At 54.7% G+C, this 21,987-nt stretch carries 15 protein-coding genes and 1 pseudogene; 6 read left to right on the top strand and 10 right to left on the bottom strand.

Translation table 11 applies throughout. The features are described from left to right. Nucleotides 1-311: 311 nt before the first annotated feature. Nucleotides 312-2,747 (bottom strand): methyl-accepting chemotaxis protein, encoded by a 2,436-nt coding sequence (locus tag FJ695_RS25165; RefSeq protein WP_141188008.1) that lies wholly within the window; start codon nt 2,745-2,747, stop codon nt 312-314. Between the two features lie 478 nt (nt 2,748-3,225). Here FJ695_RS25165 and FJ695_RS25160 point away from each other — a divergent pair, with 478 nt between their 5' ends. Continuing rightward, nucleotides 3,226-5,916 (top strand): EAL domain-containing protein, encoded by a 2,691-nt coding sequence (locus FJ695_RS25160; RefSeq protein ID WP_141188007.1) that lies wholly within the window; start codon nt 3,226-3,228, stop codon nt 5,914-5,916. A gap of 328 nt (nt 5,917-6,244) precedes the next feature. Here FJ695_RS25160 and FJ695_RS25155 read toward each other — a convergent pair whose 3' ends face one another. The 7 genes from FJ695_RS25155 to FJ695_RS25125 all read right to left on the bottom strand — a co-directional run bounded on the left by FJ695_RS25155 (nt 6,245) and on the right by FJ695_RS25125 (nt 14,891). Then, nucleotides 6,245-7,426 (bottom strand): amidohydrolase, encoded by a 1,182-nt coding sequence (locus FJ695_RS25155; protein ID WP_141188006.1) that lies wholly within the window; start codon nt 7,424-7,426, stop codon nt 6,245-6,247. 161 nt (nt 7,427-7,587) lie between these two features. Beyond that, the gene (locus FJ695_RS25150; RefSeq protein WP_141188005.1) at nt 7,588-8,538 is read right to left on the bottom strand and encodes an acetamidase/formamidase family protein; all 951 of its coding nucleotides are present in this window, start codon (nt 8,536-8,538) and stop codon (nt 7,588-7,590) included. Next, nucleotides 8,535-9,326, bottom strand: coding sequence for a FadR/GntR family transcriptional regulator (locus tag FJ695_RS25145; protein WP_141188004.1), 792 nt, complete (start codon nt 9,324-9,326; stop codon nt 8,535-8,537). The genes FJ695_RS25150 and FJ695_RS25145 overlap by 4 nt, the downstream gene beginning before the upstream one ends. 32 nt (nt 9,327-9,358) lie before the next feature. After that, entirely contained in the window at nt 9,359-10,369 is a 1,011-nt protein-coding gene (locus FJ695_RS25140) for an ABC transporter ATP-binding protein (protein WP_141188003.1), read from the bottom strand. Next, nucleotides 10,366-12,303 carry a dipeptide/oligopeptide/nickel ABC transporter permease/ATP-binding protein gene (locus tag FJ695_RS25135; RefSeq protein ID WP_141188002.1) on the bottom strand — a complete coding sequence of 646 codons (1,938 nt, stop codon included), beginning with the start codon at nt 12,301-12,303 and terminating at the stop codon, nt 10,366-10,368. The genes FJ695_RS25140 and FJ695_RS25135 overlap by 4 nt, the downstream gene beginning before the upstream one ends. Next, nucleotides 12,303-13,247: an ABC transporter permease gene (locus FJ695_RS25130; RefSeq protein ID WP_141188001.1), complete on the bottom strand. Its 945-nt coding sequence runs from the start codon at nt 13,245-13,247 to the stop codon at nt 12,303-12,305. The genes FJ695_RS25135 and FJ695_RS25130 overlap by 1 nt, the downstream gene beginning before the upstream one ends. 84 nt (nt 13,248-13,331) lie before the next feature. Beyond that, nucleotides 13,332-14,891 (bottom strand): ABC transporter substrate-binding protein, encoded by a 1,560-nt coding sequence (locus FJ695_RS25125; RefSeq protein ID WP_141188000.1) that lies wholly within the window; start codon nt 14,889-14,891, stop codon nt 13,332-13,334. A gap of 142 nt (nt 14,892-15,033) precedes the next feature. Here FJ695_RS25125 and FJ695_RS25120 point away from each other — a divergent pair, with 142 nt between their 5' ends. Further along, nucleotides 15,034-16,275, top strand: a complete 1,242-nt coding sequence (locus FJ695_RS25120; protein WP_141187999.1) for a Zn-dependent hydrolase — start codon at nt 15,034-15,036, stop codon at nt 16,273-16,275. A gap of 47 nt (nt 16,276-16,322) precedes the next feature. On the opposite strand, the gene FJ695_RS25115 is transcribed toward FJ695_RS25120, so the two are convergent. Further along, a complete protein-coding gene (locus FJ695_RS25115; protein ID WP_209010807.1) occupies nt 16,323-16,610 on the bottom strand; it encodes a MarR family winged helix-turn-helix transcriptional regulator in 288 nt (95 codons plus the stop codon). Between FJ695_RS25115 and FJ695_RS25110 the strand changes: the two are divergent. The 3 genes and pseudogenes from FJ695_RS25110 to FJ695_RS25100 form a co-directional block, all read left to right on the top strand. Beyond that, nucleotides 16,582-18,082 (top strand): annotated as a pseudogene (locus tag FJ695_RS25110) (N-acetylglutaminylglutamine amidotransferase); the annotation flags it as partial. The gene FJ695_RS25115 and the pseudogene FJ695_RS25110 overlap by 29 nt on opposite strands. 38 nt (nt 18,083-18,120) lie before the next feature. Continuing rightward, nucleotides 18,121-19,041 (top strand): GNAT family N-acetyltransferase, encoded by a 921-nt coding sequence (locus tag FJ695_RS25105; protein ID WP_141187998.1) that lies wholly within the window; start codon nt 18,121-18,123, stop codon nt 19,039-19,041. Next, complete coding sequence (locus tag FJ695_RS25100; protein WP_247653734.1) at nt 19,004-19,966, top strand: osmoprotectant NAGGN system M42 family peptidase; 963 nt, start codon at nt 19,004-19,006, stop codon at nt 19,964-19,966. Before FJ695_RS25105 ends, FJ695_RS25100 begins: the two co-directional genes overlap by 38 nt. A gap of 32 nt (nt 19,967-19,998) precedes the next feature. On the opposite strand, the gene FJ695_RS25095 is transcribed toward FJ695_RS25100, so the two are convergent. Continuing rightward, complete coding sequence (locus FJ695_RS25095; RefSeq protein ID WP_141187997.1) at nt 19,999-20,964, bottom strand: LysR family transcriptional regulator; 966 nt, start codon at nt 20,962-20,964, stop codon at nt 19,999-20,001. Between the two features lie 126 nt (nt 20,965-21,090). Between FJ695_RS25095 and FJ695_RS25090 the strand changes: the two genes are divergently transcribed. Then, on the top strand, nt 21,091-21,957 hold the full coding sequence (locus FJ695_RS25090) for an ABC transporter permease (protein ID WP_141187996.1): 867 nt from the start codon (nt 21,091-21,093) through the stop codon (nt 21,955-21,957). The last annotated feature ends 30 nt before the right edge of the window (nt 21,958-21,987 follow it).

Here is a 21,987-nt window from a genome sequence, read left to right as displayed (position 1 = left end):
TGAGCAATGCCCCAGGCACGCTGTCGCAGGGAGTTTCAGACAGGAGAGGCCTGGCGAGTTTTCCGATAGAATTGAACAAGCGGACCGGTACACTTTTGTTTGCTGCCAAGGCAGTCGGTGTGCCTCGGGTGTTTGCTTGCGACTCGCGCAACCCGGCAATGGCGGCGCACAATGGACCCCGGCCTGTGAGAGAGCAGCGAGCCGTTCGGTTGTGTTGTGCAGTTTGGCCCACGAACCGCACAGGCGGCTTGCCGAGCGATCCAGATGCAGTCATCAAATAGGCTTCAATTTGATCGAAAATGCCCTGGTTGTTAGGCCGCAATCAGCTCATGCTCTTCCGGTAGGGGCTCGTTAAACGCGACCCCATAACCGGCACCGGTTTCACGGACTACGGTTCCCTTTAGCTGAATACCATTTTCAAAATTGAGCACAATTCCTATGCCGATCTTGATGTCCGAGGTATCCATAATATGGGCGCCGGTAACGCTGATGTCCGCCAGTTGTACGGTTCGGGAAGTTCCGTCTTCAAGGCTAATACTCACACCTGTTGAGACTGGTTTGCGAATTGCGCGTCTGCGGTCTTCCACATCTTTGGCAACCCCTTCCAGGAAGTCTGCCACATCCTGACTAAGGGCATCGCTGCTTTGGGAAATGAACATTGAGGCCGTGTTGACCGAGCTGGCTTCTCCGGACGTTTCCACCACCGCGCTCGACACGAATTCCATTCGGTTTGCTGCATCCAGAGTGCTGTCTGCCGCGGATTTGGCGGATCGGGCGATCTCCTGGTTAGCAGCTCTCTGCTCTTCGATGGCCCCGGCAACTGCCGTAGTCAGATCCTTGATCGTGGAGACTTTCTCCGTGATGCCTTCAATCGCAGAAGCCGCATCGCGGACAGAACTTTGAATTCCGGTAATTTGTCCGGATATTTCGTCAGTTGCTTTGGAAGTCTGTTCCGCGAGCTCCTTGACCTCGGAGGCAACAACAGCAAATCCACGTCCCGCTTCACCTGCGCGGGCAGCTTCAATTGTCGCATTAAGGGCAAGCAGGTTGGTCTGTTCCGCGATATCGCGAATAAGATTAACAACACTGCCGATATGTTCTGCCGCCTCTGACAAGGTCCGGACGTTGCCGTTTGTGACCTCGGCCGCCTGGACTGTCTCCGTTACGATATGGCTGGTCGCTTCGGTCTGATTGGCAATCTCCTGCACAGTCGCGGTCATTTCTTCGGTCGCAGCCGCAACGGCTGAGACGTTCTCAGAAGCACTCTTAGATGCGGATCCAGCGGTGTCGGATTCCGAGCGCGCGTTGTTGGCCAGCTCGTCCAGGGTTGTGGCGGCGCCGCGCATCATCTCCATCTGTTCTCCGACCATCCCGAGCCGGTCTGACATGGAGGACTTGAATTTCTGGATCAATGTGTCCAGCAAGACTTGGCGTTGACGTTCCTTGTCCAGATCAGATTGGGCACGGACCTCAAGAAGTTCGCGTTGGATAGCGTTGTCCTTGAAGATTGTAACGGCCTGAGCCATGTCTCCGATTTCATCGGTGCGGTCCTCACCGGGGATCTGGGCTTTGGTGTCGCCGGTTGCCAGCTGGTTCATGGAACGGACGATGTCCTTGATCGGGCGGGTGATCGCGCGCGCGGCGAAATAGCCGGCGGCGGCCACGATGCAGAGCAGAATGAGCCCGATGGTCAACAACCGGTTGCGAAGAGCAATGGTCGGGGCTGTCGCTTCTTCATAGGACTGAATTGCCAACAGGGCAAAATGATAGCCTTGGTAATCGAACTTGATCGCCTCGATGTCCAGAAGTTCGCCGCGATGAAGCTCGCCATACCCGAAGGCTTCGCCATCGGCAAAGGCTTTATCGATAACAGGGTCATTCAATGTGGTCGTCAGGATGTCATCGACGTCGGGGGTGTGGTTGGTGTCATTGCGCATGAGCCGGTCTTCTCCGACAAGGGCAAGTTCCCCGCTTTCACCAAGCCCAAGGTCATGGCGCATTAACTCGTTGATCCGGTTGACCGGCATTTGGAAAGCAAGCACACCGACTATGGTGCCGTCATTCTCAACGACCGGATGGGCCATGAAGCTGGCCGGGGCATCATGGCTTGGCCCATAGGGCTTGAAATCCGTGAAGGCGACTTCGCTGTGTTCTGTGATCTTCAAGGCTTTCCGGTAGACGGTGCCGAGATCTGTCGCGGCCCATTTTCCGCCGCCGGCTTTGAAATTCGTGGCGTAATCCAGTTCTTTGAAGACGGAGTAGACGAGGTTGCCTTCTGTATCGAACAGGAAAACATCATAATATCCCTCATCCTTCTGTAATTTGTGGAACCAGGGATGGTATTTTGCATGCGCTTCATCGTAGGGGGTGCCGGTGCCGGCGTCGTAAAGTTTTTCTTTTTCACCCGTCGGATGCGGGTTGTCGGTGATGTAGGCTGCCTGGAAGCTGGCAACCGGGTCGTTGCCGGTTTCTTTCCATTCGTTCCAGATCTTTGTGAAATCCTGAACGGCAGTGACAGTTCCTGGATGCTCGGCGATAAGAACCAGCTGGTGCTCAATTGTCTCCAGATACGCGTGAATTTCGTCTGCGCCCGTGTTGGCAGCTGCCAGAAGGCGTTCCTTGGTCAGTTCTTCGAGGCTGTAGACAGATGTGACATAGCTCGAAACCCCTATGCCGACGCCCACGATTGCGGCGGCGCCTACGACCAGTGCGGGAATCTTTTTTGACAAACGGAAACTTGAAAACATCTGCTGACCTTCTGTCGAGTAGTTGCTTTAATTACTCTACGGTCAGAGTTTGAAGTAATGTTTAAAATATTTTGTATTGTCTGGATTATATTAGTAGAATTTGGAACTTATGATCGGTATTTGTGATATTGGTAATATTGCACAGAAGAAATACTTGATTGGTGTTTGGCTGGGGTGGCTTCGCTCTGATTCGGCGAAAGTGATTTATTGTTTCCGAACTCCTAACTTGGGAAACTACAGCGCATTTCATGAAAAAATACCTATAAATCAATATTGGAATTTGCTGATTTGCAAAAATTGAAAGGTTTTGTAGTTAAAATTTACATTGTCCTATGTATTTATAGAAAATTACCCTGCGTCAATTTGCGTCAAAATACGGGTTATCACGTATATAAATGGTTGTATGTGTAAATGATTATGAAACTCTCATTCGGTCCTACTATAGCGTGTGTTTTAGATCCTTGGTGGAGGCGAGCCGGTGCTTGTCGGAATTGTTACAAATCTGGGTTTGTTGTCTCTCGGGGCTTTGGTTTTACATTTCATTGCGATGAACAATGGAAGATCCGAGTTCTCCAAACGGCATAAGATAATCATCGGTGTTTGTTTCGGCATCCTGAGTGTGGTGGTCGTAGAGTTTCCTGTTCAGGCGCCGGGAGGTGCAACCTTTGATACACGGGCGGCACCGGCTGTTTTAGCCGGCTTTTATGCAGGACCCATTGGCGGCGTTATTTGTGCGGCTATTGCCGGTGCGGCCCGCTTTCATGTCGGGGGGCCGGTTGTCATTGGCGGATCCTTGAGTCCACTAATCTATGCTTTGGTGGGCATGTTCGCCGCCTACTTTTTTGACACACTTCTGAAACGCCGGCCAGGTGTTTTGGACTTCCTTGGACTCTCAGCTGCTGCGACGATTTGTGTCTTGCCGCTCTTCTTTGTTGATCAGGGCTTGGCGTTTGGGTTTTCAGTCTTGAGCAAGGCTTGGTACATCTTTTTGGTGAGTAATATCGCTGGGATTCTTATCCTCGGATTGGTCAGTGAGCAGATCAGGAAGACTCTGACCGGCTATGATGAGACCGCGCGTGCATTGTTCACTTCGGATTTGGCTCGGGCTTCTGCGAGGATCGCGGTTTGGCGTTATGATTTCGCCAAGGACCGGCTGCAGTGGGACCCTGCGATGTACGAGCTTTATGATTGTACTCCAGAAGAGTTCAAGGGCACCTATGCGGACTGGGCCAGCCGGGTGTTCGAGCCGGACCTGGATCTTGCGAGTCACGCGTTGGACGTCGCTCGGGAAACCAATTCGCCCTTTGAGTATCGATTCCGGATCGTCATGAAAGACGGTACGCATAAGTGGGTCCAGGCACACGGGAAATTTCTTCCGGCAACCGATGGCCAACCCACAGAAGTCATAGGCGTCAATTGGGACATCACCAAAGAGGTCCGGTTGAATGATGACTTGAAACGGCGGGAACATGAATCGCGGGAACGGTCTCAAGAGCTCGAGATCACGTTCTCGTCCATGAAGCAGGGGGTGTCCGTGTTCGGCGAGGATGGCACACTATTTTATGCCAACCGCCGTGTGTCCGAAATACTTGGACTGTCAGATGACGATTTGGCTTTTGGCACATCGTTTGAACTCCTATTGGCGCAGCATAAGTCGAACGGAAATTTCGCCGGTGATCCTCAAAGCGGTGCCGCGCGTGTGCAGAAGGTCATGCAAGCCGGCAAGGTGATCCGAACCAAGGCAAAGCTGCGGAATGGGCGCGTCGTTGTTTACACAATGACCCCAAAACCAAATGGTGGCTGGGTAGAAACAGTCGAGGACATTACAGAGAACGCGGCGGCAGAGGCCCGGATTATGAGTGCCGCCGAAACGGACGCCCTGACTGGCCTTGGCAATCGGCTGGCGTTCAACAAGATCCTTGATAGGGTTGTGCGCGGTGCATCCTACGGCAGCCGCGGTCATTCACTGATATTGGTAGATTTGAACAACTTCAAAAGCCTCAATGACACGTATGGCCATCATGTTGGCGACAGGGTTCTGCAGGAAACGGCGCATGTCTTAACGCAGACCTGTCGGGCTGAAGATTTCGCCGCGCGGCTGGGTGGAGATGAGTTCGCTGTCATCATTAGGTCGCCTCAACCCGGTTCTGTGGAGTATTTGGCTCGCCGGCTCTCAAAACAGTTCGCACGCCCGATGCAAGTTGGTGATCTCAGCTTGCAAACAGGTGCTGCGATTGGCATAGCACCAATTGATCCCGGCAGTTCAGCAGAAGAGGTTCTGGTGAACGCAGATGCGGCCATGTACAAGGCTAAGTCCGAAAATCTCAATCATTACAAGGTTTTCGACAATGTCATTGCTGCTGAGCTGCGAGGTATGAGACGCCTTCAGGCAGAACTTGCCACCGTTGTTGCAGAAGAAAAACTGGAAACCCATTTTCAGCCGGTCATAGATCTTGAGAGCGGGGAAGTCAGTGGAGCGGAAGCCCTTGTACGCTGGCGTAAAGATGATGGAAGTTTTGTTACACCAGCGACGTTTGTTCCTCTGGCTGAAGATGTTGGTATGATCCGGGAGATTGGCAGCCAGGTGCTATGGGCCTCCATTCGAGCGGCGGCAGGCTGGCCCGATCACATGACAGTGTCGGTGAATGTGTCGCCAAAGCAACTGGGTACCGGTGAGTTCCTGAATCAGGTTTTGGAGTGCCTAAGAGAGCATGGCCTGGATGCGAAGCGCCTGGAGTTGGAAGTGACTGAGAATGTCCTGATGGACAAGGAATCTGCAGCGCTCGCGGAACTCTTGGAATTCAAAAAACACGGTGTCCGGATCGCTTTGGACGACTTTGGAACCGGTTATTCATCTCTGAGTTATTTGCATCACTTCAGTTTCGACAAGCTGAAGATTGACCGGGCCTTTGTCATGCCAATGGAGCGTGATCATACCTGTGCCGCTTTGGTCTATACCATCTTGAATCTTTGTCAGAATCTGGGGCTGGATTGTACGGCTGAAGGAATCGAGACTGAAGATCAGCGTCGCCTATTAACGGTTGCCGGCTGCAACTATGGGCAAGGATATCAGTTTTACCGGCCGATGCCCGAATGTGAGTTTAATCAAATCATTTCTGAGGCTTATCCGCTATTTGCGAAAGATGCTATTGCGGTGGGGCAGGTTTAACAATCCGGTTGGAAGTGACGAATTTGAAGCGGGTCTTGTCCGGGGTGCCTTAACTCGAACCACCATTCGCTAGCAGCGCCGTGAAGGCCCCTGTGCCGCCAGTCCCCGCAATTTGCTGCACCCTGTTTGAAAGTAGTCTTTCAAATGAAAATGAAATCAACTGAGTGACCGATATAAGGACGAGACTGACCATCTACCGCACGGCGGGGAGGAAGCCGACGGGTTTGGGTTCATTATAAAAGGTGTCTCTCAATGTCAGCTCAAATGTTTACAACGCCGTTGAAATCATGGACAAAATCGAATTTCCGGTTAGCTGGCACGCATACAGCTAAGTGCGATCTTCCGGGCTTTCCACTCTGTTAAGCTCTTCGCCGGACAAGGCGAGCTGAATCAGGTTGGAAAACATGGTTATGCCGGGCATCAAAAGATCATCCGGAAAATCATAGTCCGGGTTGTGCAGGTCGGGCAGGGCTTCGCCTGCTCCCAAACCAAACATACCGCCTTCGAAGCGATTGGTGATTTCCCCGAAGTCTTCCCCCCAGCGAAACGGCATGTCGATCAATACAAACTCTGACCCCGCTTGCACCGATGCTGCCTTGATCATATCGAATGCCAGCTGGCTGTTGGCGTTGGCAGCAAATTCCTCCCTGGTTTCAAAGTTAAAATCCAGGCCATAGTCATCAGCCAAAGTCCGTGCAAAGGCCGACAGGTCATCCCACATGCTTTCAACGACAGCACTTTGTGCGGCTCGCAAGGTGACATGCACTTCGCCATATCCCGGGCAAACACCGGACGCCTGAACACCCATTTCGGTGTACACCGGGACGATGAGCGCATAGGCCGCCGGCGTATCGTATTTCGTCTGGATCTCCCGCGCCTTCAGTGTCAATTCAGCCATGGCAAAGGAAGGGCTGGCGCCGGTTTCCGGCTGCGCGCTGTGCGCTTCCTTGCCGGTAAACGTCAAGGCCATATATTTAACTGCAGAGGCAAACGTTTCTGTCTTGCAAATCACCGAGCCCTTTGAAAATCCCGGCAAGTTATGCAAAGCGAATGCAAAGTCGGGCTTGATCTGTTTGAAATTCTGATGCAGGCAGCAATTTCGTGCGCCCGTTCCAGTTTCTTCGTCCGGTTGAAACAACAGAACGACGCGCCCCATAAAAGGCCGCTCGGCAAGCGTCTGGGCAAGACCTGCCAAAATGGTCATATGTCCATCATGACCGCATTTGTGGCCGACCCCATCATACTGAGAACGATAGCTGATGTCGGTGTTGACCTCATGGATTGGCAGGGCATCCAGCTCCGCACGTATCATGACCGTTTTTCCGGAAGCTGTACCATTGTAGACGGCTGCAAAACCGGCCCCATCCAAGTCGACAAATTCATCTGGTGCAGCGTGTTCAGCCAGAAATGCACGCAAGTGCTTTGCCGTTTCAACCTCTTCGCGTGACACTTCGGGATGGGCATGCAGCCAATGGCGTAGTTGGACTAACTGGTTGAGATCTATCGCCAATGGTTAGGTTCCTTTTGAATAAAGGTGGGCAAACATTGTCTGTCGTCAGCGTCTCTTTTATGCTCATGACGTTCATTTACTACTGCTGTTCGAATGCGACGGGCAACAGCGCCGCGGGCAATCTGGGCAATAGACGCTTTGATGCAAATCCATTAGGCGGTTCAGCCCAACACGATCCGGGGAAAGTAGAACGAAACGACCCAGTTGGGAGCGTCGACAATTTCGGAAATCCTCAAGTCACCACAGACGGAACAAAGCATGTAAGCGTCGTCAGCCGACATCGACGTAATTCGGGTCAGGTGCTCGATCATGCCGCTAACGCTGTCCCGCGCCGCACTGCCGAGATCCGGACCGATGCCGGTTGTGACTTCGTAGCCGTGTTTGTCCAGATAATTGGTGACAGGACCGGGCACGGTGAAGCGTGGAAATGGCGGAGCACCGCCCTTGAGAACCTCCAGTGAGACGACAACATCCATCGCACTTTCAATCGCCGTACCACAAACTTCACCATCCCCTTGCGCAGCGTGCGTATCGCCTATGGAAAGCAATGCCCCAGGAACTTCGACCGGCAGATAAAGCGTTGCACCGGCTGATAGATCGCGAATGTCCATATTGCCGCCAACCCTGCGCGGCGGAATGATCGAATGGGGCCCGGGGTCTTGAGGAGCAACACCGATTGTTCCAACAAACGGCTTCAGGGGCACTTGGGCCAGATCCGAATAAACAGCCGGTTGGAGCGCGCTGGTTTCATATTGCCACAGTTTCAGGGCGGGGTTCGGGAATTGATCTGCCAAGAGACCGAAACCTGGCAGGATCGCGGTCCAGCCAAATCCGCTGGGCACAAACGCCTCGATATGCACAACCAGGGCGTCGCCTGGATCTGCCCCCTCTACAAATACCGGTCCTGTAACCGGATTGGCACATTCTGGGCGCAGTGTCGCGATGTCGTCGAGCGTGCTTTTGTCGGTAAAGTGTCCTCCGGCAGCATCCTTGCACTCGACCAGCAATCGCTCGCCGGATTTGGCAAATTGAACCGGCTCAATCGACCGGTCCCAGCCGAGATGTGTGTGGCATCGATGAATGGTGTGAGCCGCAAGGCCCTGCGGACTCATCCGCCTGGCTCCTCATCGACCAACCCGGATCGGCCTGGTGACCGCATGGCTGCGCGCTCAAGCATGTACTTTTCCGCTTCCATCATGTGTCCGCGCATAATCATGCGGCAGAGTTCGCCATCGCCAGCTTTAATCGCTCGAAGCAAACGCACCTGGTAATGCAGCCCGGTTTCGCGCAAGGCCGGATTGGGCTCTTTGTAGATTGACCGGCATACGGTCATGTCACGCAACAAGCTGAGCAGAAAGCGGCAGGTGAAAGCCAGAATCGGATTGCCGCAATGACGGGTCAGTTCCTCATGAAAGTCCAATTCCGCGAGCCGCTGCGCATATTCTTCTTCGGCTGTTTTGGGTTCGTCTTCATAAAGCCGGATACAACCTTGAAGCGCTTGAAAAGCCTCGTCTGTCAGATTGCCTGCAACGGAGGCGGCCAATTCCGGCTCCAGCTGCTTGCGCAATGTATAGATGTCGGAGATGGATGGCGGATTGAACAGGAACAAATTGTCCAAAAGGCCGATCGCCTCTCCCGGTTCGACAGCCGATACGAAGACGCCTCCGCCCGGTCCGCTTCTCGTTGAAATGAGCCCCTGAAACTCCAGGACTTTCAAAGCTTCCCGCAATGTTCCACGGGACACTTTCACGGCCTCTGGCAACAACCAGTCAGCGGGAATTCTGTCGCCCGGTTGCAACCCGGCTTCGACAATCCGTTCGCGGATCTGTTGCGCCACCATGTCGGGGCGGCGCTGCCGCTTTCGTGGTTTGGTTTCAGACACCAGGTCGAGGTTTTTCATAGCCGGATGAACTTTTTGCCTGTTCTCTAAGCCTATGCCCGTGTCAGCGGATGATAGCAAGCTGCAACATGTCCAATTCCCTGCCCCGACGCTTCGGTCCGTGCAGGTCTGGACGCTAGGCATACATCCGTCTTTCGCCCACACCGGGCTGCAAAGGCGCATCCGGGCGGTGGCTTGTAAGGATCGGGTAACTCCGCGTCCGCATCTTCCGACATCAATTCATGCCGACCCGGCGCTGGCGCGGATCGCATCAAAAGGTCCGTATAGGGATGCAAAGTTTCCGTAAAGACATCAGTGGCCGCGCCAAGTTCGACAAGCCGCCCGAAATACATCACGGCAACCCGATCGCTGACACTCTCGACCACCGATAGGTCATGACTGATGAAAACGTAGGTCAGACCAAAGCGATCCTTCAAATCATCCAGCAGGTTCAGAACCTGCGCCTGTACAGAGACGTCGAGCGCAGATACTGGTTCATCCAGCACAACAAGCTCCGGTCCCGCGGCCAGGGCGCGCGCGATTCCTATACGTTGCGCTTGTCCACCCGAAAACTCATGCGGATACCGATCCAGAAATTCAGGCGCCAGATTGACGGCCTCCAGCAATTCGGCCAGCCGCGTCTGGCGACCCGTAGCATCGAGATCCGTCAGATGTTTGAGCGGCGCCTCCAGAATGGTTCTGATCGTCTTGCGGGGGTTCAATGAGGCGACCGGGTCCTGGAAGACGTACTGTATCTTGCGTGCCAGAGCCGTACGATCTGTTTTCGCCAGCTCCGCCAAATCCTCACCACCAAAAGTGATCCGACCGGCCGTCGGCAGATCAAGCCCGACGACTAGTCGGGCCAGGGTGGACTTGCCGCAACCGGATTCCCCTACAACACCAAGCGTCTCGCCTTGCCGTACATCCAGACTGAGACCCTGAACGGCGTGAACAGCCGGAGTCCGTCCCCCGAACAATTTCCGATTGCCGCCAAAAACTCGCTCAACATCGGCAATCGACAAAAGCTCACTGCCTTGCAAGTTCTTCATTGCAGATCGTGTCATGCCATTGCTCCAGGTGTGAGAGGATAAAGACACCGAACGCTGTGGTCCTCAGACGTTGCTGCCAGGTCGATATCGCCTGTTCTGCACTCGGATCTGACCTGCGAGCACCGGTCTGCAAAAGCACATCCTGCAGGCAGCTTGTTGACGACCGGCGGCCGGCCGTCAATGGCATCAAGCCGTCGCCCGGGCTCACCGAGCACCGGAACGCATTCGATCAGCTTTGCAGTATAAGGATGCTGTGGATTGGATAGAACATCGTCTGCCTTACCCGTTTCAACAATCCGACCCGCATACATGACCGCGACCCGGTCACACAGGGCTGACACCACCCCAAAATCATGGGTGATGAACAGGATCGCCGCGTTGCGCTCCCGCCGCAGCTGGTTCATCAGCGTCAGGATCTGCGACTGGACCGTCACATCAAGAGCTGTGGTGGGCTCGTCGGCGATTAGAAGCTTGGCGTCATTGGCCAGTGCCATGGCGATACACACGCGCTGCCGCATCCCTCCCGACAGTTCGTGGGGATAGGCAGACAAGCGTTCCACCGGGTTGGGGATACGTACCAGCGACATGAGTTCGATCGCCTTGTCCCGGATTTGGGCGGTGGAAAGGGGTTGATGGGTTCCGATCGCCTCCTTGAGTTGATCTCCGATCGTGAACAGGGGATGCAAGGTCGAGAGGGGGTCTTGGAAGACATAAGCCACCGACCCGCCCCGCAGTGCGCGGATCCGGGAGTCGGACGCGGCAAACAAATCCTCTCCTTCAAGAAAGGCGGCTCCGCCTGCAATGCGTCCGGGCGGCGTGGGAACCAGCCCCATGATGGACATGGCGGTCACCGATTTTCCGGACCCAGATTCCCCGACGAGCCCCAGGCATTCGCCAGCCTTGAGGTTAAGGTCGACACCGCCGACTGCCTTGTAAACCGATCCTCCAATCTGAAATTCGGTGCGCATGTCCCGCACTTCCAGGACACCGCCATTAACAGACGGTGCCGGGATGGGAGTTCCATCCCGACTGACCGCAGTCCGTGCCATCGGGCGCGTCAACGACCCGGAACGCAGGCGAGGGTCCAGAACATCGCGAACACCATCGCCGAACAGGTTGATGCTCATGACAAGGATGAAAATCATAACACCAGGCACAATGGAAACATGCGGGGCGGTGAACAGGATCTTGCGGCCTTCGCCCAGCATCGAGCCGAGATCCGCCTGCGGCGGCTGTGCTCCCAGGCCAAGGAAGGACAAGCCTGCCGTTTCCAAGATCATCCAGCCCACCGTTGTCGACATGGTGATCACGATCACCGGCAGAACATTCGGCAGGATTTCGATGAACAGGATCTGAGCAGGCGATTTGCCGGAAAGCCGTGCCGCGTCGACAAACTCCCTACGGGATAACCCCAGCGTGATTCCGCGGATGTTCCTGGCAAAGAAAGGGATATTGACGAGGGCAATGGCGTAAAGCGCATTGAGAAGACCAGGTCCAAGAACCGCGACAATCGCGAGGGCCAGCAGAATATATGGAAAGGCCATCACCATATCGATCCCGCGCATGATCATGGCATCGACCCGGCCTCCAGCGTAACCAGCCACCAGCCCCAGAAGAGACCCAAAAAACGCCGCGATGATCGTCGCGGACAAGCCAACGGCAAGAGAAACCCGAGTGCCCCAGATCAGACGTGACAAAAGATCCCGGCCCAGGTGATCCGTGCCAAGCAAATGCCCGTCACTGAAAATCGGAAGCAAGCGGTTCGCCGGAGCCGTAACATCCGGGTTGACCAAAGGCAGCAAAGGAGCTGCCAGCGCAATCAGAAAAACTGCGATCAGGATTACCAATCCACAAGTCGCCAGTGTGTTGTTCAACAGAAGCGAGAAAGTACCGGGTCTTGCAGCTTTCGCCGAAGACTTCGCCGCCGTGCTCACTGCAGTGTCCGCCATCAGCGCAACCTCGGGTCAATAATCGTCTGAATGACATCGGCCAGCAGATTGAAAAACACATAGGCCGCCGCGACGACGAGCACCCCCCCCTGCACAAGCAGCAGGTCACGGGTTGAGATGGCCTTGACCAACATTGAGCCGATCCCCGGCCACTGGAACACGGTTTCGATGTAAACGGCACCGCCTATGACGAACCCGGCCTGAATGCCGATCACCGGTATGACGCTGACCAGTGCAGCCTTGAAAGCATGTTTGTAAATCACCTTGTTTTCCGACAGACCCTTGGCACGCGCGGTTCGGACATAATCCTGTCGCAGCACCTCCAGCATGGCCGTCCTGGTCAGCCTGGCGATGACCCCGGTCGCAACAACCGACAATGTCAGGGCAGGCAAGGCGAGATGATGGAGCAGGTCCGGCAAGTCCCCGCCGCCATAAATGGCGTACATACCGGACGCTGGAAACAGTTTGAGGTTCACAGCAAAAATGAGGATCAAGAGAAGTCCGAGCCAAAACGATGGTGTTGATATGCCGATCAGGACGAGGAGCGTGATGATCTTGTCGGTCCAGCCGAACTGTCTCATGGCAGAAATGATACCGGCCAAAAGTCCGAACACGGAACACAGGACCAGCGCGGTTCCTGCCAGAATGAGCGTTGCGGAAAATCGCTCCAGAACTTCGTCAAGAACCGGGCGGTTGAGCGTATATGACCGGCCGAGGTCGCCTTGGATAAGATTGCCAATCCAGATGACATATTGCTCCAGAAGGGTCTTATCCAATCCGAGATCCTTGTTGAGTTTGGCAACGTTCTCCGGTGTTGCATAGGACCCTAGAATGGCGGTCGCCGGGTCGCCCGGGATCATGGCCATGATCAGAAAGACGATGATCGTCAGACCGAATAGGACTGGAATGGCCGACAGAAGGCGTTTGGCAATGTAAGCGCCCAAGGCATTTCCCCCTCTTGAGCCCGAGCTGGGCAAAGACACGTGTCCCGGCAGACCTGAAGGTGTGCCGGGACAGAAATCACAGTCTTATTGTGGTTTCTTGACGTCCTGAAGCATCAGGAAGAAGGACGGCTGCAGCTTAAAGTCTTCGACAGAAGCCTTGGTCACTGCGTTCTGCTTCCAGTTGGCGACGAAGACCCAGGGTGCATCTTCCTGAACAATCTCCTGCATCTCCTTGTAGAGAGCAGCGCGTTCAGCCTGATCCGTCACCTGGCGGGCTTTTTCAAGCAGTTCATCCACCTTGGCATTGGAATAGTAACCGGAGTTGAAACCACCCTTGTCAGGAAAAGCTTCGGTGCGCAACGCCAGGAAGGGCAGTGTATCCGGATCGTTTGTCATCCAAGCCATTTCCGCCATTGCAGCCTTGCCTTCAAGACCCGGATTCACCTTGCCGAGGAAGGTGTTCCACTCATATGTTTCGATCTTGACGTTCATGCCAACGGCCTGAAGGTCGGCCTGGATGGCCGTGCCCATGGCAACCGGATCGAGCATGCCAGAGCCGCCTTCGGTCACGTAGAAGGTGATTTCCTCGCCATTGTAGCCGGCTTCTTTCAAGAGCGCCTTAGCCTTTTCAGGGTCGTACGGATATGGCTCTAGATCCTCATTGTACGCCCAAGCGAATGCCGGCGGTGTTGGTCCAGCAGCGACGTCTGCAGTGCCCTGCAGGATGTTGTCGACCAGCGCCGTCTTGTTGATAGCGTAGTTTGCGGCCTGACGGGCTGCCTTGTTGTCAAACGGGGCTTCCTTGGCATTCAGGATCAGGAACCAGACGTGAGGGCCTGCCTGCTCCAGCACGGAGAAGCTCGCATCAGACTTGAACTGCTGCAGGCTGTCTGGCGGAACTTCGACCATTACATCGAGACCACCTGACAGCATTTCCGCGATGCGGGTGTTGGCGCCAGTGATCGGGCGATAGATGACAGCCTCCAGCTCGGGCGCACCGTCCCAGTAATTTGGGTTCTTGACCGCTACCACCTTGGCATTGGCTTCCCATTCACCGAAGGAATAGGCGCCGGTTCCGGAAGGATTCCGGCCAAAGTCCTTGCCGTACTTTTTCACTGCTTCCGGTGAAACGATCAGCCCTGTCGGATAAGCGAGGTTGGACAGGAAAGGCGCATAAGGTGCATTCAGATTGAATGTGACCGTAGTGTCGTCATCTGCCGAAACATTTTCGACAGCGGAAAAGAAGAACGACAGCGGGAACGGTCCTGTCTCATGGTAGGGATGCTCTTCATCAAGCATGCGATCAAAGTTGAACTTGACCGCCTCTGCATTGAACGGGGAGCCGTCGTGGAACGTCACGCCTTCGCGAAGTTTGAAGGTGTAGGTTTTGCCGTCATCGGAAATCGTCCAGCTTTCGGCAAGCGATGGTTCAACTTCAAGCCTTCCGTCCTTGTAGCGAACCAAGCCGTCATAAAGATTGACCAGAATACGGAAATCATTGACCGCGGTCACCGCATGCGGGTCCAGAGATTTTGGTTCCGCGATTTGCCCGACGACCAGGACATTGGGTGGAGTTTGCGCCTGCGCCTGTGGCGCCAACGCAAGGAAGGCCGAGGCAAGCGCCGCGGCTATCAGTTTTTTCATTTCCATTCCCCTCGTTGAGTTCCAAGATAATTAATCATGATTAATTGCATGTTCGCAATAATTATTTCATATTAATTTCAACTCTGCGCACGGTGACGCGCTGAAATGCCCGATAAGCGTTTGACACATTGAAGGAAATGACATGAGCCAGGCTCCGGCAAAAATCGATCTCGACCGTCTCAAGGAGTTGCTTGCCGGGGTGAATGCTTTTGGAGCTAATCCGGCCTCCGGAGGTTTCAATCGGACTGGATTTTCGGACGCGCACATGGCCAGCATTGACTGGTTTGAAGATCAGATGCGCCGGAGCGGATTGGTTACCAGCCGGGACGGTGCTGCCAACTTGTTCGGCCGAACCGGTACAGGAAACGGTCCGTCTGTGATGATCGGCTCGCATCTGGATACGGTGATTGAAGGTGGCGCGTTCGATGGGGCGCTGGGGGCTTGCGTGGCCCTCGAATGCGTTCGAGCCATTCAGGATGCCGGCCTCACATTGCAATCGGTGATCGAAGTTGTGGCAACATCGGAAGAAGAAGGTCGGTTTGGCGGTATGCTCGGCTCGCAAACCATAACCGGTCAAGTCAGTGAAACATGGCTTGATGGCGCTGCAGATGCCAACGGCCTCCGTTTGAAGGACGCCATGACTGCGCAAGGACTGGATCCCGACGAGATCCTGTCATCTGCGCGCTCAACCGACAGTACAAAAGCGTTTCTGGAACTTCATATCGAACAAGGACCCGTCCTGGAAAGCGAAGGGACTGATATTGGTATCGCCGACCGTGTGTCCGGCATTTGCAATCTCGAATGTGTGCTGACCGGCGTCGCAAATCATTCAGGTACGACACCGATGAACATGCGAGCGGATTCATTTGCCGGTCTGGCGGAAATCAGCGTCGCAATTCCAAGCTTGATCAAAGATTACGGCACCGACTCCAGCCGGATCACCATCGGCAAAGTCGAGCTTTCGCCCAACCATACGCACACAGTCCCGGGCGAAGCGGCCTTTACGATTATCTTGCGTGATGCGGACGAAACGGTGATGCGGGTTCTGCGATCACAGATGGTGCAAGCCATTCAAAGAATTTCCGAGGCGCACAATCTGTCGCATACGGTTGCCGAGCGAAGCTGGCTGTCGCCGGTGACACTAGACCCGGATCTGGTCAAACGAGGCCTGAAGCGCGCAAAAAATCTGGGCTATTCGGTGAAGTGCATGCCGTCCGGCGCAGGACATGATGCCCAGACCATGCAGGCCTTGTGTCCATCTATGCTGGTTTTTATTCCAAGCAAAGACGGCATCAGCCATTCACCTAAAGAACACAGTGACTGGGCGGACATTGAAAAGGGCGCCAATCTGATGCTGCAGCTGCTGATCGAGCTCAGCAGCTGAGTGGGTGCAAATTCGCGCAAGTCCCACGCACTCCTGCATAGAATTTGTCACGAAGGAAATTCGCTTGTGACTTTCCCTGTGGTCAGGATCGGTGCGGCGTCGAGTTTATGTGCGTTCAGCATCTCGGCAACCTTGGCCATGGCCTGGACGAGCCTTGAACGATCTTCGGCCGGCAGTGTGGCAAACTTTGCCTCAAATTCCTCGTGCAACAATCCCGGCAGCGTCGCAACAGTCTCCCGGCCTTCATCGGTCAGCTTGGTGTGAACGATGCGCCGGTCGGAGGCCGATCTGTAGCGCTCTACAAGTTTCTTTTCCACCAGTGACACAGAAGTCATTCTGAAAGCCTGGAAAGAGTGGGGTGAACACTGCTTTTCTAGGTTTCACGGCATGTTTGCCGTCGCCCTTTTTGAACACGACAGCGGCAAGCTTCATTTGGCGCGCGACCGGTTCGGGATCAAACCTCTTTACCTAAGTGAAGCTGACGGCCGTCTTGCGTTCGCCTCATCATTGCCTGCCCTCCTGAAGGGAGGCGAGATCGACACCTCGATCGATAAAGTCGCGCTGCAGCACTACATGAGCTGGCATGCGGTCGTGCCTGCACCCAGAACCATCCTCAATGGTGTCTGGAAACTCGGCCCGGCAACGTTGCGTACCTACCAGCCTGATGGGTCTTTCACGGACAAGACTTACTGGCAGCCGACTTTTGAAAAAACACCTGAAGATGTGAACCGCTCCCCTGAGGAATGGCGGGATCTGGTTCTGGACGGTCTGAGAACTGCCGTTAGACGGCGCATGGTCGCCGATGTTCCTGTCGGTGTGCTCTTGTCCGGTGGTGTCGATTCCAGCCTGATCGTTGGGCTTTTGGCCGAAGAAGGACAAAGAGACCTGGCGACATTCTCCATCGGTTTCGAAGAGGCCAACGGAGAAAAGGGGGACGAGTTCCAGTATTCGGATCTGATTGCGCAGCACTACAACACGAACCACCACAAGATTTTCATTCCGTCTTCCGAACTGCAGAACAACCTTCCCGGCGCGATTGGTGCCATGGCGGAACCGATGGTCTCATATGACAACATCGGCTTTTATCTGCTGTCCCGTGAAGTATCCAAACACATCAAGGTCGTGCAATTCGGCCAAGGAGCGGATGAAGTCTTTGGTGGGTATCACTGGTATCCGAAAATTGCAGGATCGAATTCACCGGTAGCGGACTATGCGAATGCCTTTTTTGACCGGACAGAAGCTCAACTGAATGAAGCTATTGCACCGGACTACCGGTGCGATCGGAACGAAAGCCTGGCCTTCGTTGAATCGCACTTCGCGACAGCTGGCGCATCAGATCCTGTGGACAAGGCCCTGAGGCTCGACATCAATGTTATGCTCGTCGACGATCCGGTGAAACGGGTCGATAACCATTCGATGGCCTGGGGCCTGGGGCCTGGAGGCCCGTGTACCAGTCCTGGATCACGAGCTGGTCGAGCTTGCCGGCCGGATCCCGGCCGAGCAAAAGCTCACTCAAGAGGGCAAAGGTGTCTTGAAGGAAGCCGCGCGGCTCGTCGTGCCACCCGTCGTGATCGATCGGCCAAAGGGGTATTTCCCGGTACCGGCTCTGAAATACATCCAGGGATCTTATCTCGATATGGTGCGCGATGCGCTCACCAATGAGAAAGCGCGCAGCCGGGGTCTTTTCAATACGGACTATCTGGACAAGCTTTTCAAAGACACGACACTCCATATTACCAAGCTTCGCGGGTCAGAACTCTGGCAGGTGGCGCTTCTGGAATTGTGGCTGCAAGCGCAGGAGATTTAATCCATGTCGGACAAAACTCCCGCCCGGGTCAAGGGGGTATGGAACATCGGCTCAAATGCATGCGTGACCATGGCATGAAACCGGATTACCGCGCCGACGAGGCAGACGTTCCGGTCAATCAGACTATCAATTGCGGTTGGGGACGCCTTTTGTTTGGCAGTACCTTTACCGAGCCTGACGATCTTGTTACCGCCTTGCGGGACGAAGGTCCGGATCGCCGGGATATTGCGTTATACGTCAGGGATCCGCACGTGGTGGTCGGCCTTGCTCCCCAAGAGTTGTTTCTTGATCCCTCTCACACTTTTCGTTTGAACCTGTCGACCTATCGTGCTGCCAAGGACAGCCGGAAGGGATTCACGGTTCGGCGAATGTCGTCGCGCAGCGATGCCGAGCAGATCAATGCTCTTTATGCGAGCCGGGGGATGGTGCTGGTTTCCGAAGACTTCTTTTGGTCGGAGTTGGATCCGCGTGAAATTACCGTCCTAGTTGCCGAAGAAGACGAAACTGGGGACATCGTCGGAACAGCCATGGGCGTCGACCATCAACGCGCGACCGGGGGGGCTGAACTCGGCTCATCGCTTTGGTGCTTGGCGGTATCACCTCAGGCCCGCTTTCCAGGTATTGGTGAAGCCCTTGTCCGGCGGCTCGCGGAGGTCTTTCAAGCCCGTGGCAATCCACACATGGATCTGTCGGTCCTGCATGACAATGACCATGCGATTGCACTCTATGAGAAGCTTGGCCTCGAACGTGTGCCCGTCTTTACGGTGAAATCGAAAAAACCAATCAACGAAGCCTTGTATGCCGGACCTGCCATGGAGGAAAATCTCAATCTCTACGCGACTTTATTCGTCAATGAAGCAAGACGACGCGGCATCAGTGCGGAAATCATCGACGCAGAGGGTGGGTTTTTTCGATTGTCTTATGGTGGACGGTCCATCAGGTACAGGGTGTCCTTTTAAATCTTTGAAAGAAAATGGCCGGTTGGAACTGGTGCTGATCGGCCATTGGTCCGCCCGCTTTGCAGAAGGTGCCAGGACGACCATCTTCTCTGAGAACGGAGCCTATACCGGCACGATCCTGCCGCTCAAAGCCTCAGGGTACACGTTTAATGAAGGGATCGATACACTCCCGGTCGGCTGGGATTATGTCGAACTGCGTGTCGATGCCTATTCAAAATGCTCCGATGACCTGGCCAAACTGGGCGTAGATGTCGGCGATATTGTTGCGATTGAGCCAGGGCAGGAATTTCTCGACAACGGCTTCATCATTTCCCGGCATTTGGACAACAAGGCTGGCGTTGCCATCATGCTTGCGGCGCTAAAGGCAATGGTTATGGCCGGGAAGAAGCCTACTGTCGATATTTTCTGGCTGTTCACCATTGCCGAAGAAACCGGACATGGTGCCACGTCCATATTGACACCGGAAATCGCATCACTTGTGGCAATCGATAACGGCACTTCTGCTCCTGGCCAGAACTCTGATGAATTTGGCGTAACCATCGCAATGGCCGATCAGACCGGCCCGTTCGACTATCATCTGACGAGCAAGATGGCACAGCTTTCCAGGGACAATGATATCAAGCACCAGAAGGACATTTTCCGCTACTATCGCTCCGATGCAGCTGCCGCGATTGAAGCAGGGGCGGATGTGCGGACCGCCTTGATCACATTCGGCGTCGACGCAAGTCATGGCTATGAACGCATTCACATGCACGCACTCAGATCCGTTGCTGAACTCTGCACCTTATACGCACTTAGCCCAGTCGAAATTCAGCGGGACGCCAAGGAGTTTTCCGATCTAAAAGGCTTTACGACACAGCCGACCGAAGACGCCGACCAAGAACTCACGCCCGATACGGAAGAGCCCGGACCGGACACGCATTGATAATCTGTGCTGGCATTGATGCGCAGCAACAGCTACCGGTAAGTCCTGTCTTCGATTGGGACTTCACTGATCTTGCTGCGAAGCATATCCAACAAAGCTGCTTCTGCCCGGTTCAATTTTGCTTTCGGGTTCCAAACTACATGAACGCCGATTTCCGGTAAACCATCATAAGGCGGCAGTTGCCAAAGCAAACCGTCGCGAACATCTCGTTTGACCACGTGGATAGGCAGAGGGCCGATGCCGAGCCCGGCAATAATCATCCGCCGAACCTCCTCCAAGTTGGCAGACGTGCCCACAACACGGTCTTCCAAATCAGCCTCAGCGCGCATAAGGGTTACGGGCCTTAGGGCATCTTCAAGACGGTCCGTCACAAAGCTGACGGCCGATTGACCTGCCAGATCGGACTTTGAAAGATTCTCACGCCCAAACAAGGGGTGTGGTGGGCCGCAAAACAATCCAAAATACTCTCGGAACAACCGGGCATATTCGAGTTTGGGGCTTCGCTCGCGGACAAGGCAGACAGCCAGGGATGCCCGGCGCGTCGTCACTGCTTCCAGGGCCTGCTTACTGGCCGAGATATTGATGGATAAGGTGGCAGCCGGATGCGTTTGGTGAAAGACGCTGAGTGTTTGGTCAAACAAGGGACACACCACGTGGCTAGCCATGGCGATTTCCACATGGCCGCGAACTTCGTCGGTAACATCCCGCATCAAAGTGCCTAGGCGGAGGATCGCACCTTGAATATCGACCGCCTCCTTGAACAGCAGGGCGCCGGCTTCGGTCAGTTCAAATTGACCGGGTTTGCGGTGAATAAGTTTGCGGCCGATCCGATCCTCAAGGCGTTTTAATGCGCTTGAGACAGTCGGCTGCTTGAGCCGCATTTGCTCGGCCGCTGCTGTTACGCTGCCGGCTTGTGCAAGCACGATGAAGGTTCTGAGCAGGTTCCAATCAAGGTCCCGGGCCAGGCGCTCTGCATTTATCGGGCGAAGTGGCTCCATTATAAATACAATCTATAGTTAGAATTTTTATTATCTATTTGATCAATGTTCGCGCTCTTGTCAGCTTAAAGTCAAGCAATTTTGACAAGGGTGCGAGCGGGGCGCAGGCCGGATGAGGTTTCAGGTATGAGTGTTGAGGCACGCGAGCGGCGTCAGCCCTGGATCTTGTTGTCGCCAGCCCTGACAGCGATTACCCTGCTGCTGTTTGTGCCACTCATGTTTATCGTGGTCTATTCGTTCTGGCTGCGCACAGCGACCGGGGCTGATTTGGCCGGGTTTTATCTCGACAATTGGTCCGAAGCGCTAAGCGATCCGTTTTACCGGGATATTCTGCTGAGCACACTGCGGATCGCCGCCATCACAACGGCTGTCTGCGCGGTCATGGGCTATCCGGCGGCTTATTTCATTGCCCGCTCGAAAGGCAACAAAGCCCTGTTGCTGCTGCTTTTGATGCTGCCCTTCTGGATCAGTTACATCATCCGCACCATGTCCTGGATCAACATCCTGGGGGTTTCGGGCGCGGTCAACTGGACCTTGCTCAATCTCGGACTAACCACCGAACCGATCCAGATGCTCTATAACGAGACCACCGTTATTCTTGGTCTGGTCCATTTCCTCCTGCCGTTCATGGTGCTGAATGTCTATGTCGCCCTCGAGGGGATCGACATTTCCTTGGAAGATGCTGCTTGTTCATTGGGGGCGACACGCTGGCAGGCGTTTCGTGAAGTGACCCTGCCGCTGTCGTTGCCGGGCCTGGCAGCTGGCGGGCTGCTGTGTTTTGTCTTGAGTGCCGGGACCTACATCACACCATTGGTACTCGGCGGTCCCACGGATGCCATGTTCGCAAATCTTGTGTTTGAGGCGATCATCACCCAGCTCAACTGGCCGCTCGGCTCCGCGCTCTCGCTGATGCTGCTTGCGGTTCTTGGAGCCTTGGTCCTGATCTACAACCACTACCTCGGCATGGGGCAACTTATGAAGGGCCTGAGCTGATGGGATGGTCTTTGATCCGCGGGTGCACCG

The organism is Labrenzia sp. PHM005 (genome assembly GCF_006517275.1).
Classification (GTDB): Bacteria; Pseudomonadota; Alphaproteobacteria; order Rhizobiales; family Stappiaceae; genus Roseibium.
This window is presented reverse-complemented; position numbering and strand designations above follow the sequence as displayed.

What these genes read in the sequence shown, in the direction of transcription:
- FJ695_RS25165 (WP_141188008.1), bottom strand. Translation starts at nt 2,747, where the DNA reads ATGTTTTCAAGTTTCCGTTTGTCAAAAAAGATTCCCGCACTGGTCGTA.
- FJ695_RS25150 (WP_141188005.1), bottom strand. Translation starts at nt 8,538, where the DNA reads ATGAGTCCGCAGGGCCTTGCGGCTCACACCATTCATCGATGCCACACA.
- FJ695_RS25145 (WP_141188004.1), bottom strand. Translation starts at nt 9,326, where the DNA reads ATGAAAAACCTCGACCTGGTGTCTGAAACCAAACCACGAAAGCGGCAG.
- FJ695_RS25140 (WP_141188003.1), bottom strand. Translation starts at nt 10,369, where the DNA reads ATGACACGATCTGCAATGAAGAACTTGCAAGGCAGTGAGCTTTTGTCG.
- FJ695_RS25135 (WP_141188002.1), bottom strand. Translation starts at nt 12,303, where the DNA reads ATGGCGGACACTGCAGTGAGCACGGCGGCGAAGTCTTCGGCGAAAGCT.
- FJ695_RS25125 (WP_141188000.1), bottom strand. Translation starts at nt 14,891, where the DNA reads ATGAAAAAACTGATAGCCGCGGCGCTTGCCTCGGCCTTCCTTGCGTTG.
- FJ695_RS25120 (WP_141187999.1), top strand. Translation starts at nt 15,034, where the DNA reads ATGAGCCAGGCTCCGGCAAAAATCGATCTCGACCGTCTCAAGGAGTTG.
- FJ695_RS25115 (WP_209010807.1), bottom strand. Translation starts at nt 16,610, where the DNA reads ATGACTTCTGTGTCACTGGTGGAAAAGAAACTTGTAGAGCGCTACAGA.
- FJ695_RS25105 (WP_141187998.1), top strand. Translation starts at nt 18,121, where the DNA reads ATGGAACATCGGCTCAAATGCATGCGTGACCATGGCATGAAACCGGAT.
- FJ695_RS25100 (WP_247653734.1), top strand. Translation starts at nt 19,004, where the DNA reads ATGGTGGACGGTCCATCAGGTACAGGGTGTCCTTTTAAATCTTTGAAA.
- FJ695_RS25095 (WP_141187997.1), bottom strand. Translation starts at nt 20,964, where the DNA reads ATGGAGCCACTTCGCCCGATAAATGCAGAGCGCCTGGCCCGGGACCTT.
- FJ695_RS25090 (WP_141187996.1), top strand. Translation starts at nt 21,091, where the DNA reads ATGAGTGTTGAGGCACGCGAGCGGCGTCAGCCCTGGATCTTGTTGTCG.